The organism is Pontibacter kalidii, from assembly GCF_026278245.1.
In the GTDB taxonomy this organism is placed as follows: Bacteria; Bacteroidota; Bacteroidia; order Cytophagales; family Hymenobacteraceae; genus Pontibacter; species Pontibacter kalidii.
Map to the genome: position 1 here is coordinate 755443 of NZ_CP111079.1, position 14887 is coordinate 770329.

The following is a 14887-nucleotide window of genomic DNA, read 5'->3' on the forward strand; positions in this document are numbered from 1 at the left end:
TATAAAGTATAGCAAATTGCCCCCGGGTTTATACTTTTGCAGGCGAGAGATATGGCCACCACTACCAAACTACCCCTTCCTAAGAAAGCCCCTGCTGTGAAGGTTCCTGCCAAGCGTGTTACCAAGCCCAGGCAGCCACGCAAGCAGCAGGTGAACGAACCGCCCAAACGCTTCTGGATTGGTGTGGCTGTGTTACTGGGCATTGCGCTGCTGGTTTTTTATGTGGAGTATTTTGTGGTGAAGCCGAAGCCCGTATGGCCCGAGGGGCATACAATTTACGGCGTGGATGTGAGCCATTACCAGAAAGAGATCGCCTGGCCCAAAGTGCGCGAGAGCGAGATCACCTTTGCCTTTGTGAAGGCCACGGAAGGCGTATCGCTGAAGGACAGAAAATTCAAGGAGAACTGGGAAGGAGCGGCCGGGGCGGGCATTATCCGGGGGGCTTACCATTTCTACCTGCCCTACCTGGACCCTGAGAAGCAGGCAAAGCACTTTACGGCCACGGTGCAGCTGCAAAGCGGCGACCTGCCGCCCGTGCTGGATGTGGAGGTGCGCGGCCGCAAGCCCATCGCGCAGCTGCGCAAAGACCTGAAAGTATGGCTGGACTACGTGGAGAACGCCTACGGCACCAAACCCATTATCTATACCGGCTATCACTTCTATAAAGATTATCTGGCCGGCCACTTCGACAGCTACCCGCTCTGGATCGCCCACTACGAGGTGCCCCGGCTAAGTATAAATAAGACCAACACCCGCAAGCTCTCCTTCTGGCAGCACACCGACAACGGCTCCATCGGAGGCATCGAAGCTTCTGTAGACTGCAACGTGTTCTACGGCAGCATGCGTGATTTGAAGAGTCTCTGTATTCCTTAGAAGTTGTGATAACCTCACCTTGCTCTAAGAGCAGGGGATGGGGTTTCCCGCTATGGGGTCCAACCACCCTTACCCCTCCTTAGCCAAGGAGGGGAGCCTGTAATTACCACTTTAAAAGTAAAAATTTCATAGCAGCTGCCGTTGCGCGGACAGGTCGCGACTTGTCCCTATAAGCATAAACCCACCCCTAGCCCCTCCCGGGAGGGGAATTTCACCTCACCCCAACCCTCTCCTAAAAACAGGAGAGGGAGTTTATACTTGCTCCTTTCCCTGTCATCTTGAGCAGGGCGAGAGATCTATTGGGAATTCTAAAGAGATCTCTCCCCAAGGTCGAGATGACAGCAAGGGCGGTGGCTATCGAACTGATTCCAGTCCTTGGGTTGAGCGCCTTGTAGATTTACGGTTTCGCTTTAGCGAAATTGCGGAGACCGCAGGTCAAGCAAAGGAAATGTACACCGTGCGATGCCCGAGGACGAGCCCTCTCGGGCTTGAGAGCATCAAAGCCAGAAATGAAACGATAGATCTGTAAGTCTGGAGGATCAGCAGTAACTATAAAGTATAGCTTGTTTTCAATTACGGGAAGCAGCTGCAAAGAGAGGCACAAGCGGACGCTTGCGCCAGAGAAGTATGAAATATAGCTCAAGTATACGCATGGCTCTGCGAGCCAGTTGGGTTGAAAACCCAACGAATAAAAAGACACGGGCTGCAAGCCCGCGCCAGCGAAACTGTTTCTGGCTGAAGAAAGCGGCGGCTACAAAGAAGCAGAAGGAATACAGCAGGCAAAAGCTATTTTCAGTAGCTACAAAAGTATAAAAGCGCAGCTATTCCGCTGCGCTTTTATACTTTATACAGGCTTTATACACTAATTCAATCAGAATCTGTCATACCCCCGGTTGCCTTCGTGGCTGTGGTCCCAGGTGCGGCCACGGTTGTGGCTCCTGATATACTCCTGGTCGCGGCTGGCGTCAAAGCTGCGGTCCGGGTCGTAGTCGTAGTCACTGTTGCGGTGTTGGATGCGGGTATTCTCCCGGTCGCGGGCGTAGGTGTCGTTGGGATACTGCGGGCCGCGGCTGCCGCTGAAGCCTCCCATGGTATCGTCCCTGTCGTAGGGGGTGCCGTAGTTCATGCTGGAACTGCCACGGTCGTAGCTGCCCATGGAACCGTAGTTGCCGGTGTCGTAGTCGCCCCGGGTAGTGCGGCTGTAGCCGCTGCCCATGTAGCTTCCCTCAGAGCTTCCATAGCTTCTGTTTCTGTTGCGGTCGGAGCCGCGGAAACTGCCGCTGCCCCGGTTGTAGTTGTCGAGGTCAAAATCGTAGCGCCCCTGGCCTGATCCCTGAAACCTGCGCGAGGTGTCGGAGCCGTATAGCCTGGAGTTGGAGTCGTTCTGGAAGGTCGAGCCATGGCTGTCGTAATCGCTCTCATAGCCGTGGCTGCGCTGACGATCCTGGCCGTAGCTCCTGCCCCTGTCGCTTCCGGAGCCCATGCCGCTGTAGAAATTGTAGTCGTTTCCTTGTGGGTGCCGGCCACCCCTGTAGTCGCCGAAGCCCTGTGCTCCCCCATAGCTGCCCATGTTACCATAGTTGCGCGAGGTGCTGTAGGTGCCGTAGATATCCTGGTTGCTGGTGTTGCGGGAGCCGCCCATCTCGTTGCCTTGGTTGCCCCAGGTGCCGGTATGGCCCTCGTTGCCATAGCCGCCGCGGGCTGAAGAGCCGTAGTCATCGAAGCGGTAGCCGCTGTCCCTCTCAGGGAAGCGGTAGCGGTCGGAGCGGTGCGTACGGTAGCCGCTACTCCCGTTCCTGTCGGAGTAGTTAGAATAATCTGTGTTCATAGCTTTGCTATTTAGGTTAAAAACGATTCTTTCTATCCTCTTAACGCAGGGGCGGGGCAGGGGTTGAGGCGAATTACCTTACAGGCTCCTGAGGCAGAAGACCGGGCACCTTATAGGCTTGTGCCGGTGGCGGTGAGGCAGGCGCTGCCTCCACTGACTGCTGTTGCCAATAGTGCATCAGCTCATCCTTGCCAAAAATATAGCTGGCAGAGACTGCCGTGGCCAGCAGCACCATCACCACGGCCACGTGCCGGATGCCGTCATAAAAGCCGTGCCGGGTGCGCCACACCGCGTAGCGCAGCGGCATGATCAGGGGTTGCAGCAGCGAGGCGTGCAGCAAATACCGGCGCACCCACTCCATAAACCGCTCCTGGCCGATCACCACGATGCTGCCAAGTATCACCACGTTCGTCAGCGTAAATAGCGCCATCATCTGCACATAAGGGTTGTCGTAGAGGTGGCCGTACTCCAGCTGGCTGTAGGCAATGGCGCCAAAGCTCAGCAGTATCACCAAGATGTTTGGCAGGCTCAGCAGCAGGTTGTTCTTGGGTTTATCATCCTTAGGGGTGGGGATGTAGGGTACTTTAATGCGGAGGATGGAGTACACCAGCCCGAGCAGGAAGACCCACCAGGTGCCTGTGCGCAGGATGCCGCCGAACATGTGGAAGCCTTTCTCATTCTTCTCCTGGTACCAGCGCTGCGCAAACTGCCGGATGCAGATGGAGATACAGAAGAATGGGGCAAACATCACCACAAACTCACCAAGTGACACATACCACGGAAACTCCACCAGCACCAGCGCCAGCACCGGGATCAGGAAATCCACCAGGTTGAAAACGCCAAACAGGTAGTAGAGCGGCAGTGTGAAGTAGTGAATCTTCTGGCGCAGCGTGAAGTGGTGGAACAGCTTGGGGTACACCGCAAAGAGCAGCTCAAAGGTGCCGCGCGCCCACTTGATCTGCTGCTTGTAGTAGGCCGCCAGCGTGCCCGGCACCAGGCCGCGGGTCAGCATCTTGGGCACGTACTTCGATGTCCAGCCTTTGGCGTGCAGCTGCATGGCCGTGTGCATGTCCTCGGCCAGGCCGGGCGCATGCCCACCTATACTATCCAGCGCCTTGCGGCGGAAAGTACAGTTGGCGCCGATGGCCTGTACCGTGCCGTAGCTGTTCATGCCCATCATCATAGGGCCGTAAAAGCTATAGGTCTGCTCTGCCGCGCCGTAGGCTACCAGGCTCTCCTTTTGGTTGCTGTAGCCCTGCACCACCTGCACAAAGCCCACCTCCGGGTCCTCAAAGTAAGGTAGCACCTCGTCGAGGAACTCGGGCACGGGCACATGGTCGGGGTCAAGGATAAGGCAGATGTCGCCGGTGGCCTGCTTCAGGGCGTTATTGATGTTGCCGGCTTTGGCATTTATCTTCTCGGTGCGGGTAACATGCACCACCCCCAGCCGCTCGCACTCCGCCTTCAGCAACGGGTCATCGCCCTCGTCGCAGAGGTAGGTGGTGTGGGGGTAGCGGATGTTCTGGATCGCCTCCAGCGTGTTGATGACCATGCTGTGCGGCTCGCCCGGGCAGTAAGTGGTTAGAATGTCCACTTTATATTCTGAGAGCAACTCCGGCTTTACGGGTATGCTGACGGCATAATAGTGGTACCACTCGTGGAGCGTGCGCAGCAGCTTGAAAACCAGCGCCGTGGTCAGCAGCCAATAGAGCGGCTCGTAGCCGATGTGTGCCTCATCCAGAAACCAGTACAGGAAAAGTACCATTGTAACCAGGCCCATCCAGATCATGAACCGGATGGTAAGCACATCCCGGCGGAGCGGCGATTGGTCTGAAGTATGGGTGGGTGTATAAAAAGGAGACAGTAAGTGTCGCATGTTAAATCTATACTTTTAGGGTGTTATCAAGGGGCATTTAAGCCACCTGCAGGTAGTGTTAGGGTGGTATAGGTAGAAGTAGGCCGATCGTATAGACTGTGCTTCAAACGTGTCTTTATACTTGAAACAAGGGAAAATGTTCTGCGTAAACCCCTAGCACTGTCTATAATTTTTACAAATCTCCCTATACCCTATGCTTCACCCTTTGCTACGGAAGCTCTTGCCCAGTACCATTCTGCCTGGCTTGTTATGCCTGCTGCTGTTCTCCTGCAGCAGCACCCCCGACATTACGGAAAAGTATAAACCGCAGGGCCGCAAGGTGGAGGTGATAAAGAAAGGGGATACATACGTGCTGATGCGCAACGGCGAGCCCTACTTCATCAAAGGCGCCGCCGGCTACGAGTATTACGACCGCCTGCGCAAGTATGGTGGCAATTCGGTGCGGGTATGGCACACGGATGACGCCCAGCAGGTGCTGGACTCGGCCCATGTGCACGGCCTTACCGTTACGCTGGGCCTTTGGATGGCCCGTGAGCGGGAGGGTTTTAACTACTACGACAAAAAGCTGGTGGCCCAACAACGGGAGGAGTTGCGAGAGGTGGTGCTGAAGTATAAGGACCACCCGGCGCTGCTGATGTGGGGCATCGGCAACGAACTCTATGCCGATGGATCTAACGTGAAAGTATGGGACGCCGTGAACGGGATCGCCGAGATGATCCACGAGGTGGACCCCGACCACCCGACCACCACCACCGTGATGAACGTGCCACACAAAGTTGTGAACCTGATCGCCAAGCGTGCGCCTGCCCTCGACATCCTCTCCATCAACTCGTTCGGGGCGATGCACAACTTGCCGCAGGAACTGGCCAGCACAGACTGGGAAGGACCCTATGTGATTTCGGAGTTCGGCGCACGCGGTTACTGGGAGTCATACTATACCTGGTGGATGGCACCTATCGAGCAGACCAGTTCGGAGAAGGCCGAGTTTGCCCGTGCGCGCTATGAGCAGTCGGTGCTGGCCGACACCAGCCGCTGCCTGGGGGCTTACGTGTTTATGTGGGGCAACAAGCAGGAAACCACGCCCACCTGGTTCAGCCTGATCAACGAGAAGGGAGAGGAAACAGGCCTGGTGCACGAGATGCGCCAGCTCTGGGGCGATACCACCCATACCGTAAACAAGCCGCCTTACATCGCCTATCTTACTCTCGACAACAAGTTCGCCTTCGACCAGATTTACCTGAAGCCGGAGCAGACCTTTGAGGGAGCCGCCTTTACCTTCGACCCGGAGCAGGATACGGTGGAGGTGCAGTGGGAGGTGCTGCCCGAGGCCGAGCAGCAGGATGGCAACGCCGACAAGCAGGTAAAACCAAAGCCCGTAGATGATGTGCTGGTGAAGCAGGAGGGAACCAAAGTATGGCTGCGTACGCCACGCCAGCAGGGAGCTTACCGGCTGTACCTCTACCTGCGCGACGGGCAAAACAACCTGGCCACGGCCAACATCCCCTTCTTCGTGACGAACGAGCCACTTAAATAATTATACTTGCTATAGTACAATTTAGTTCCTTGTTATACTTTATTTCACGCTGGTATAGCCTCCAAAGCGCATTATTTGTTCAAAAGCAGGCAACCATCGCTGCCTTAAGGTAGTACAATATTTTTACGCTGCTTTGGTGGACACACGTTAACCAGCTGCTCCCAAAGCAGTAGCCCCCTTAGCCAGCCGCAGCCTGCCCCGGCGGCTGCTTTAAATCTACTATCAGAAAGAAAACCATAATGGCTAAAGTAATAGAACTACAGGAAGGGATTCACCGCCAGGCTGCGCACGATTTTTACCGGGAGGCCCTGACCATCATGACAGAAAGCAACATTGATTTTATGGTGGGAGGGGGCTTTGCCCTGCGCCTCTACACCGACATCATGCGCGATACGAAAGACCTGGATGTATTTTGCAAGGGAAGTGACACCCCCGCTTTGCTAAAGGCATTCAAAGAGAACGGCTTTGAGACGGAGCTGACTGACGTGCGCTGGCTGGCTAAGGCCATCAAGGGCGAGCACTTCATGGACATCATCTTTAACAACCCCGGCAACCACTGCGCCGTGGATGACAGCTGGTTCGAGCGCTCTACCCTAAGCGAGCTGCTGGGCGTGAAGGTAAGGGTGATCCCCGCCGAAACCCTGATCTGGTCGAAGCTGTACGTACAGAACAGGGAGCGCTACGATGGCGCCGACATTAACCACATCATCCTTCGCTACGGCGAGCGGCTGGACTGGAAGTGGCTGTGGCAGCACATGGAAACGCACTGGCAACTGTTGCTGGCCCAGTTCCTGTCTTTCCAGTTCGTATACCCCTCGGAGCGTGATATGATCCCGAAGTGGCTGGTAGACGAACTGTTTAAACGGGCGCAGGATGAGCTGGAGATGCCGGCACCAAAAGAGAAAATCTGCCGCGGTCCGCTCATCGACCAGACGCAGTACAAAATAGACATCACCGAATGGGACTTTAAAGTAGTTACCATCAGATCAGTATAAAACATGGCTACAAAAAAGGAGAAAAAAACCAGGATTGCGGCAGTTGGCGATATACATGTGCGGGAGACAGACAATGGAAAATGGAAGGATTATTTTGCGAAAGCATCGGAAGAGGCGGACGTGCTGCTGCTGTGCGGCGACTTGACCGACACCGGGCGCACCGCCGAAGCTGAGGTACTGGTGGAGGAGCTAAAGTCCTGTAGCATACCGGTCGTGGCCGTGCTGGGCAACCACGACTACGAGCGCGATAATCAGAAAGCTATCCGTAAAATCCTCATGAAGCAGAACGTGCACATGCTGGATGGCGACAGCATTGTGATCGGAGACGTGGGCTTTGCCGGGGTGAAGGGCTTTGGTGGTGGCTTCGACAACGCCATGCTGGGCATGTTCGGGGAGCCGATGATCAAGCAGTTTGTTCAGGAGGCGGTGGATGAGGCCCTGAAGCTGGACGGCGCCCTCTCCCGCATCGACAGCGATAACGTGGATGTGAAGAAGATCGCCGTGCTCCATTACGCGCCGATCAAGGCCACGGTGCTGGGGGAGCCGGAGCAGATCTTCCCTTACCTGGGCTCCTCCAGGCTGGCAGAGCCGATCAACCGCCGCGAGGTGATCGCCGCCTTCCACGGGCATGCACACATCGGCACGCTGGCGGGCGAAACCTCCAAGGGCGTGAAGGTGTTCAACGTCTCCAAACCCATCCTGGTGAAAGAAGGCTACGACCCGGCGTTTTTTATTTTTGAAGTATAGATCCTGACTGTTTTTATACTTCTGAAACTAAAAAAGGGAGCCGCAAAGATTATACTTTGCGGCTCCCTTTTCTGGTTTTATACTTTTCGTGGCTTAGCTGGCCTCTTTAAAAGTATGGGTATACACGTAGTTCACAAAGTCATCGACCGTATACACCGGCACCTCGTCAGGGATCGTAAGCTGGTAGGTTTTCTCCACTTTCAGGATGATGTCCACCACATCAATGATATCGAGGCCCAGCCGGGTCAGGTCGCGGACCTTGAGCAGCCGGTTAGGGTTAATGTTAGTAACGGAGGTAATGATGTTCACTACTTCAGTCTGGATTGCCTGCGTGTTTGAAGTTACATTAGTCATGGCATAAGGGTAAAAGGTATACTAAAGTCTGCCGTATCAGCAGCTGGCCTGGCGAGTAGAAACTTGCATGGGACCGAAGGCCCCACGCAAGCTCATCATCACTAAACAGGTAAGTATGAAAAACAGGTACTTTCTTAATGGGCGAACTCGTGCGCCATTTTCTTTTCTTCCAGTACTTTGGTTTCGTGCTCCAGTTCTTCCAGTGTTTTCTCTTCCAACTCGATCTTGGTCTTCTTATCGAGGCCAAATTTAGCAAGGATGCGGTCGAAGCCGTAGTAGATAATCGGCACCACGATCAGGGTAAGGAACATCGAAGAGCTCAGACCACCGATCAAAGCCCATGCCAGACCGTTCTTGGTAGCAGCCACCGAACCGCCTGCCAGCGCGATCGGCAACATGCCAATCACCATTGCCAGCGTCGTCATCAGGATCGGACGGAAACGAATACGAACGGCTTCGATCAACGCTTCCTTCACTTCCACGCCCTCGTCCTTCAGCTTGTTGGTAAAGTCCACCACCATAATGGCATTCTTGGCTACCAGACCGATCATCATGATGATACCCAGGATAGAGAAAATGCTCAGCGACTGTGATGCAAGCGCCAGGGCAAGTAAGGCGCCGATGATCGCCAATGGGATAGAGAACAGAACCACCAGTGGGTACACGTACGAGTCGTACAGGGCCACCATGATCAGGTACACGAAGATGATCGAGGCCAGCAGGGCAACACCCAGCGTACCGAAACCTTCACTCTGGTTTTTCATGTCGCCACCAAACTCGTAGTTTACTCCTTTGGGTGCTTCTACTTCCGCAAGCTTCTCCTGAATCTCTGCACCGATCGAGCCAGACGGACGTCCAATTACCTGTGAGTTCACGTTCACGGAAGTTACGCGGTTATAACGCTCCAGCTGCGACGGACCAGTTGACTGACGGATGTCGGCAAACTGACCCAGGCGCACCAGCTGCCCCTGGTTGTTCACAAACGACAGGTTGGCGATGTCGGTCACGCTGCGGCGGTCGAACTCGTCGAGACGAATGTTGATGTCGTAGTCTTCGGTACCGGAGCGGAAAGTTACGTCGGAGTTACCGCTGAAGGCCAGCTGCATGCTCGCACCTACGTTCTCCAGCGACAGGCCTACGTTGGCCATCTTGTCACGGTCTACCACTACTTCAATTTCCGGGTTACCGCCTTCCACTGACATTTCCACGTCGGCCGTACCTGATACATTTTCTACCACACCCATCACGCGCTGTGAGAATGCCATCACACTGTCCAAGTTAGAGCCCGAAATGATCAGCTGGATAGGGGCCTGTGAGTTACCCACCAGGCCTACCGGCACCGGCGTCACTTCCACGTTTGGCAGTTTGCTCTCGATGTCGGCCTTGGCCTGACGGCTGAACTGGTCGGTGCTGAACGTACGCTCCTTTACATCTACCAGCGTAACAGATACTTCCGCTTTATAAGCCGTGTTCTGGCCCTGCTGTGCGGAAGAAGTAGTACCTACGGTGGTAAACACTTTTGACACTTCCGGGAAACCCTCCAGGTACTGCTCCACCTGGCGCGTTGCAAAGTTGGTTTGCTCCACAGTAGAGTTTTTAGGCAACTCCAGCTGCAGGCTCACCTCACCACGGTCACCGGCAGGTATAAAGGCCGATCCGATAAAACCGAGCGGTACCAGCGCAAAAGATGCAACCAGTAAGATCATTGTCACACCCAGTGTAATGAACTTGTGGTTAAAGGCCCACTTCAGCGCGGCCGTAAAGCCATCGATGATGCGGTCCAGAAAGCGCTCGAATGCCAGAATAAAGCGTCCGAAGATGTTCTTATCCGAGATATGCTCCAAACGTGAGAAACGGCTAGCCAGCAGCGGAATCAGGGTGAAAGCTACGAAGAGCGAGATCATCGTAGACACGGCCACTACCACGGCGAACTGACGCAGAATGTCTGATACCAGTCCCGAGGAAAGTGCAATAGGTATGAACACTACTGTAATTACCAGGGTGATGGATGTAACGGTCGCCATGATCTCCCGGATACCGTCGTAAGCGGCTTGTGCCGGCTTCTTGCCCATCTCCAGGTGGCGGTGAATGTTTTCGATCACCACAATGGCGTCATCCACCAGAATACCGACCACGAGCGAGAGAGCCAGCAGGGACATCAGGTTAAGCGAGTAGCCAAACAGGTACATGAAGATAAAGGTTGCCACCAAAGAGGCAGGTATAGAGATCATCACGATCACCGCGTTTCGGAACGAGTGCAGGAAGAGGAGCATCACCACCGCTACCAGGATGATCGCGATCATCAGGTCGTGGAGTACCGAGTCAGCAGCTTCCAGGGTAAAGTCAGAGGAGTCGTTGGCGATGTTGAAGTTCAATCCAACGTCAGCGTACGTCTTCTCCAGGTCAGCCAGGGCTTCTTTTGTCAAACGGCTTACCTCTACGGCGTTGGCGTCCGACTGCTTCTGGATGGTGATACCCACGGATGGGTTGCTGTTCACGCGGGTCAGTACTTCAATGTCTTTCTGCGTGTCCTGCACCTCGGCTACGTCCGCCAGGCGCACAATGCCGTTCTGGTCTTCGCGTATGATCAGGTTACGCAGCTGGTCCAGCGACGCAAATTTTCCTGCCAGGCGGATCTGTGTCTGGCCGCTTTCCTGCTTGATCTTTCCGGTAGGGAAGTCGAGGTTGGAGTTGCGTATCTTCTGCTGAACCTGCAGGATAGAGAGGTTATAGGCCTCCAGTTTGTTGGCGTCAATGTTCACTTTGATCTCACGCTCCTGGCCACCCAGAATTTTGATGGCGGCCATACCTGGTATGCGCGACAGCTCCGGCTTGATCTTCTTGTCGATCAGGTCGTAGAACTCCGTCGGCGACATGTTGGCCGTGGCACCCATCTTGATGATCGGGAGGTCGTCGAGGTCAAACTTGTTCAACGTCGGCGATTCTGCATCATCCGGCAGATTGGCCAGGATGGTATTGATCTTACGCTGCGCATCCTGCAGGGCCAGGTCCACGTCGGTGCCCTGGTTCAGTTCCACCACAATGATCGAGAAACTCTCCAGGGAGGTGCCTCGCATCGTTTTCACGTTCTCGAGTGACGACAGGGCCTCCTCGATCTCCTTGGTCACCGAGTTCTCTACCTCGTTAGGAGAGGCGCCCGGATAAATGGTGGAGATGGTGAGTACCGGCGGGTTGAACTTCGGAAGAAGCTCGTAGTTGAGCGATTGGTAGCTCGCAACACCTAGTAGTGTGAGGACCGTGAAGACCACCACCACTATGGTTGAGCGCTGTATCGATAATTTGGTTATGTTCATTTTATAGTTTCTCTTTTAAAAGAAGTTATTGCTTTGCTGCATTTGCTAAAGTGAGTCATCCCCCTGCCCCCTTCTAAGGGGGACTTTTCTGATGTTGCTTTGGCTAAAGCTTTTACTTGATAGCTCTTGCTCAAACCCCCTTTCCCAAGATCCTTTCAGGAGGACAAATGGAAGAGTAGTAGCCAGAAGTCCCCCTTGGAAGGGGGTAGGGGGATGATAATCGGGGCAGATTTTACTTCAGCAAGGTTACTTTCATGCCTTCGCGCAGGTTGATCTGGCCGCTCCTGACGATCTGCTCGCCCGGTTGCACACCTTCCAGAATCTCTACCTTGTCTTGTGTTACCACGCCCACTTTTACTTTGCGCATGTTAGCAACGCCGTCTTTCACCACGTACACGCTCGGGTTCTGAATACTGCCCACAATCGTCTCGCGGGGCAACAGCATGGCGTCGCGCTGGTCGGCTACCTCGAAGTAAGCCGTGCCGTACATACCTGCTCTCAGGTTGTTGTTGGCTGCGTTCTTTACTTCTACCTCCACGTCAAATTTCAGGGTAGGGTCGGCTTGCGCGGCGATGGCAGTTACCACGCCCTCGTACTCCTGACCTGCACCGGCATCTGCTCTCACCGTTACTTTATCACCTTTGCTGATCAGCAGAACTTCGCTTTCGGAGGCCTTTACTTTCAGCTTCAGCTTGTCCACGTTCACGATGTCGTACAGCTTAGTACCCATGTTCAGGTAGGAGCCAACTTCTACATAAATCTCATTGATCTCGCCGCTGATAGGGGCTGTGATGCGGGTTTTGGTCAGGCGCTGGCGGGCAGCTACCAGTTGCGCCTGCGTGGACTTGGCAGCCAGACGGGCGTCTTCAAGTTGTCGTTGCGTGATCGCATCGCCGGCAGCCAGCTTCTCGAATCGTTCCAGGTCTTTTTTTGCTTTCTCGGCGTTTGTCTGGGCGGTGGCCAGGTCTGCGGTCATGGTGTTACTCTCTACCTGTAGCAGCAGCTCGCCGGCTTTCACCTGCTCGCCCTTGCGCTTGAGCACGCGCTGTATCTGGCCCTGTGTTTCCGATAGAAGCGTCAGGCTCTGAATCGGGGCAAAGTTACCCTGTGCCGTAAATGACTTATCCAGTCGTTCTGTTTTAACTTCGGTTATACTTACCGGAATGGCATCGCTTTTAATCTCTGCTATGGCTGCGTTGGCCGCCATCTGCTCTTTATTGGCCATCAGCTTATAGCCAACGGCAGCCAGGATAACCAGTACAACTACGATATAAATTACCTTCTTCATGTTCGTGTTTGATGTATGTCTTATTTTGTAAGTGATTCTAAATCTCCGGAGGCCTGCAGGTAGTTCAGCTGGGCCAGTTTATACTTGAGCCTTTCGTTATTCAGGTTTGTCTGCGCTTCGCGAAGTGATGTTTCGGCGTTGAGCAGGTCTGTGAGCGGCGAGAGGCCTTCTTTGTAGAGTTCGTTGGTGGTGTCGTATACTTCCTGTGCCAGCTTCACATTCTCTTCCTGGGCTAGAATGGAGCTTTGGCTATTTTGCAGCTGCGCGATGGCATTGGTTAGCTCCACCTGGGTGTTTTTGTTGTACTGCTGTATATCCACGTCCAGCTTTTGCAACTCCACTTCGCGCTGCTGCACCTGCGCCTTTTTGCGGAAGCCATCGAACACCGGGATGTTTAACTGCAGGCCAACCTGTGCGTTCGGGAACCACATGGCGTCCTGGTTAAAGAGCTTGTCGTTGTACTGCGACTGGTAGTTGTAGTTACCAAAGGCCGACAGGGTAGGATAGTAGCCTGATTTGATGCTTTCCTTTTCCAGCGACCGGAGTTCTTTTTGCTTTTGCAGCACCTGGTACTGGGCACGGCCCTGCGCCGGTTCTGCCGCATCGGCCAGCGTTGGTTGCTGCGGCAGCAGCACATCATCGGCTGAGCCGGTAAGCGCTATGGGTTGCTCCAGCGGCATGCCCATAAAGAACTTGAGCACGTTTTGCTGCTGCTCGTAAGCCGTCAGCAGGTTTTGCTTCTGGTTCTCCAGGTTTATCTTGTTTACCTTGATGCGGTTCACATCCACCTTCTTCACCAGGTCGTTCTCGTACTGCAGCTGCAGGATGCGCTCCAGCTTTGTAAGCTTGTCCAGGTTGGCATTGATGTTATGGAACTGCTCCTGGGTCTGCAGTACCTGGTAATAGGCGCTGCCTACGTTATAGATCACCTGTTCCTCGGTCATCTCCTTGCGGATGCGGTAGAGGTCCTCGGCAGATTTGGCTGCCTTTAAGCCCACAAAGTAGGATTGGCTGAACAACAGCTGCGACACGGAGAGTCCTCCCTGCATATTATAATCTGAGCCAATAGGCAGGATTACCGGCCCGGTGCCTTCCTGGTTAAGTTCGGCGGGCAGCACCATCCTTTGTTTTTCCAGGGTTCTCACGGCCGTTCCTTTTATATCTACTTGCGGCAGGCCGGCGCTGCGTGCCTCTTTTACCTGGTATTTGGAGCCGATCTCGTCTAAAGATGCTTTCTGGATGTCCTCGTTGTTCTCCAGGGCATAGTTTATACTTTCCTGCAGCGTCAGCTCCTGCACCTGACCGGTTACGACCGGTTCCTGGGCAAAAGCCGGCTTCAGGAAAACCGCCATCACTCCGATTAAAAAATATTTCTTTATCACGGTTGCGTTGTTTTTAGTTATTTATTATGGTGTAGTTGGTTATAGTTTGTTCTGTATTAAAAGAACTAAATAGGGTAAAAAAAATTATCTTTTCTGCTGTTCCCACTGCGTCAGCAGCTTAGGAAGCTCCTGGTGCAGGTAATTCAGGAAGTCAGCTATATCCAACAGGTTTTGGTTGTACTCCGGCGTGCTATCAGTGCGCATGGCAACTACCTCCTGCAGGGTGTCAGAAAAGTCGGTGATAGATTCTACCCCCTGTTGTACCAGGTCACGCCATTTATCCAGTTTCAGGCGGAAATAGCGCTTGCGATCGCCGCTGTAGGTAATGTACTCCAGGCGGTTGAGGTGCTGCAGCATGCTCAGGGCGTTGCTGGTGGCACTCTTGCTAATACCTAACGCCTCCCGAATCTCATCGAACGTAAGCTCTGGCTTATCAGAGACGTAAAGCAGGCCCATAATGCGACCCGCCACCGGTTGCATCCCCAACTTTTCCTGGAAAACGCCGATACGCTCTATCAATGCCCGCTGCTTGTCTGTTAGGTTCATGTTAGTTTGCTTTGTTCCTGTGATTCTAGAGTAAGAACACTACAAAGGTAGAACATAGTTCTTTTGGTTCCTAATTTTAAGAACTAAATCTCTCTTGTAATTTAAGAGCCGCAAAAATAAGAACTAAAATGCTCATGTGCAGGCATATCT

The 14887-nt window shown here is 53.9% G+C and carries 11 protein-coding genes; 4 read left to right on the top strand and 7 right to left on the bottom strand.

The genetic code is table 11. From position 1 onward, the window contains the following. Window positions 1-36: 36 nt before the first annotated feature. Window positions 37-873: a glycoside hydrolase family 25 protein gene (locus tag OH144_RS03170; protein WP_266204843.1), complete on the top strand. Its 837-nt coding sequence runs from the start codon at window positions 37-39 to the stop codon at window positions 871-873. An 871-nt stretch (window positions 874-1744) separates the two neighbouring features. Here the strand turns inward: OH144_RS03170 and OH144_RS03175 are convergent. Continuing rightward, the gene (locus tag OH144_RS03175) at window positions 1745-2701 is read right to left on the bottom strand and encodes a hypothetical protein (RefSeq protein ID WP_266204844.1); all 957 of its coding nucleotides are present in this window, start codon (window positions 2699-2701) and stop codon (window positions 1745-1747) included. A 73-nt stretch (window positions 2702-2774) separates the two neighbouring features. Beyond that, window positions 2775-4577, bottom strand: coding sequence for a glycosyltransferase (locus OH144_RS03180; protein ID WP_266204845.1), 1803 nt, complete (start codon window positions 4575-4577; stop codon window positions 2775-2777). Window positions 4578-4770: 193 nt separating this feature from the next. Here OH144_RS03180 and OH144_RS03185 point away from each other — a divergent pair, with 193 nt between their 5' ends. The 3 genes from OH144_RS03185 (at window position 4771) to OH144_RS03195 (ending at window position 7853) form a co-directional block, all read left to right on the top strand. Next, a complete protein-coding gene (locus OH144_RS03185; RefSeq protein WP_266204846.1) occupies window positions 4771-6111 on the top strand; it encodes a glycoside hydrolase family 2 TIM barrel-domain containing protein in 1341 nt (446 codons plus the stop codon). A gap of 239 nt (window positions 6112-6350) precedes the next feature. After that, on the top strand, window positions 6351-7106 hold the full coding sequence (locus tag OH144_RS03190) for a nucleotidyltransferase (protein WP_266204847.1): 756 nt from the start codon (window positions 6351-6353) through the stop codon (window positions 7104-7106). Window positions 7107-7109: 3 nt separating this feature from the next. After that, entirely contained in the window at window positions 7110-7853 is a 744-nt protein-coding gene (locus OH144_RS03195; protein ID WP_266204848.1) for a metallophosphoesterase family protein, read from the top strand. A 93-nt stretch (window positions 7854-7946) separates the two neighbouring features. On the opposite strand, the gene OH144_RS03200 is transcribed toward OH144_RS03195, so the two are convergent. From OH144_RS03200 to OH144_RS03220, 5 genes are all read right to left on the bottom strand, one after another. Beyond that, complete coding sequence (locus tag OH144_RS03200; protein ID WP_266204849.1) at window positions 7947-8207, bottom strand: acyl carrier protein; 261 nt, start codon at window positions 8205-8207, stop codon at window positions 7947-7949. Window positions 8208-8341: 134 nt separating this feature from the next. Next, window positions 8342-11521: an efflux RND transporter permease subunit gene (locus OH144_RS03205; RefSeq protein WP_266204850.1), complete on the bottom strand. Its 3180-nt coding sequence runs from the start codon at window positions 11519-11521 to the stop codon at window positions 8342-8344. A 232-nt stretch (window positions 11522-11753) separates the two neighbouring features. Then, window positions 11754-12809 (bottom strand): efflux RND transporter periplasmic adaptor subunit, encoded by a 1056-nt coding sequence (locus OH144_RS03210; protein WP_266204851.1) that lies wholly within the window; start codon window positions 12807-12809, stop codon window positions 11754-11756. A gap of 20 nt (window positions 12810-12829) precedes the next feature. Next, entirely contained in the window at window positions 12830-14191 is a 1362-nt protein-coding gene (locus OH144_RS03215; protein ID WP_266204852.1) for a TolC family protein, read from the bottom strand. Between the two features lie 84 nt (window positions 14192-14275). After that, the gene (locus tag OH144_RS03220; RefSeq protein ID WP_266204853.1) at window positions 14276-14737 is read right to left on the bottom strand and encodes a GbsR/MarR family transcriptional regulator; all 462 of its coding nucleotides are present in this window, start codon (window positions 14735-14737) and stop codon (window positions 14276-14278) included. Window positions 14738-14887: the final 150 nt, after the last annotated feature.

Coding starts and splice junctions, on each gene's coding strand:
- OH144_RS03210 (WP_266204851.1), bottom strand. CDS start 12,809: ATGAAGAAGGTAATTTATATCGTAGTTGTACTGGTTATCCTGGCTGCC.
- OH144_RS03200 (WP_266204849.1), bottom strand. CDS start 8,207: ATGACTAATGTAACTTCAAACACGCAGGCAATCCAGACTGAAGTAGTG.
- OH144_RS03220 (WP_266204853.1), bottom strand. CDS start 14,737: ATGAACCTAACAGACAAGCAGCGGGCATTGATAGAGCGTATCGGCGTT.
- OH144_RS03180 (WP_266204845.1), bottom strand. CDS start 4,577: ATGCGACACTTACTGTCTCCTTTTTATACACCCACCCATACTTCAGAC.
- OH144_RS03205 (WP_266204850.1), bottom strand. CDS start 11,521: ATGAACATAACCAAATTATCGATACAGCGCTCAACCATAGTGGTGGTG.
- OH144_RS03190 (WP_266204847.1), top strand. CDS start 6,351: ATGGCTAAAGTAATAGAACTACAGGAAGGGATTCACCGCCAGGCTGCG.
- OH144_RS03175 (WP_266204844.1), bottom strand. CDS start 2,701: ATGAACACAGATTATTCTAACTACTCCGACAGGAACGGGAGTAGCGGC.
- OH144_RS03195 (WP_266204848.1), top strand. CDS start 7,110: ATGGCTACAAAAAAGGAGAAAAAAACCAGGATTGCGGCAGTTGGCGAT.
- OH144_RS03185 (WP_266204846.1), top strand. CDS start 4,771: ATGCTTCACCCTTTGCTACGGAAGCTCTTGCCCAGTACCATTCTGCCT.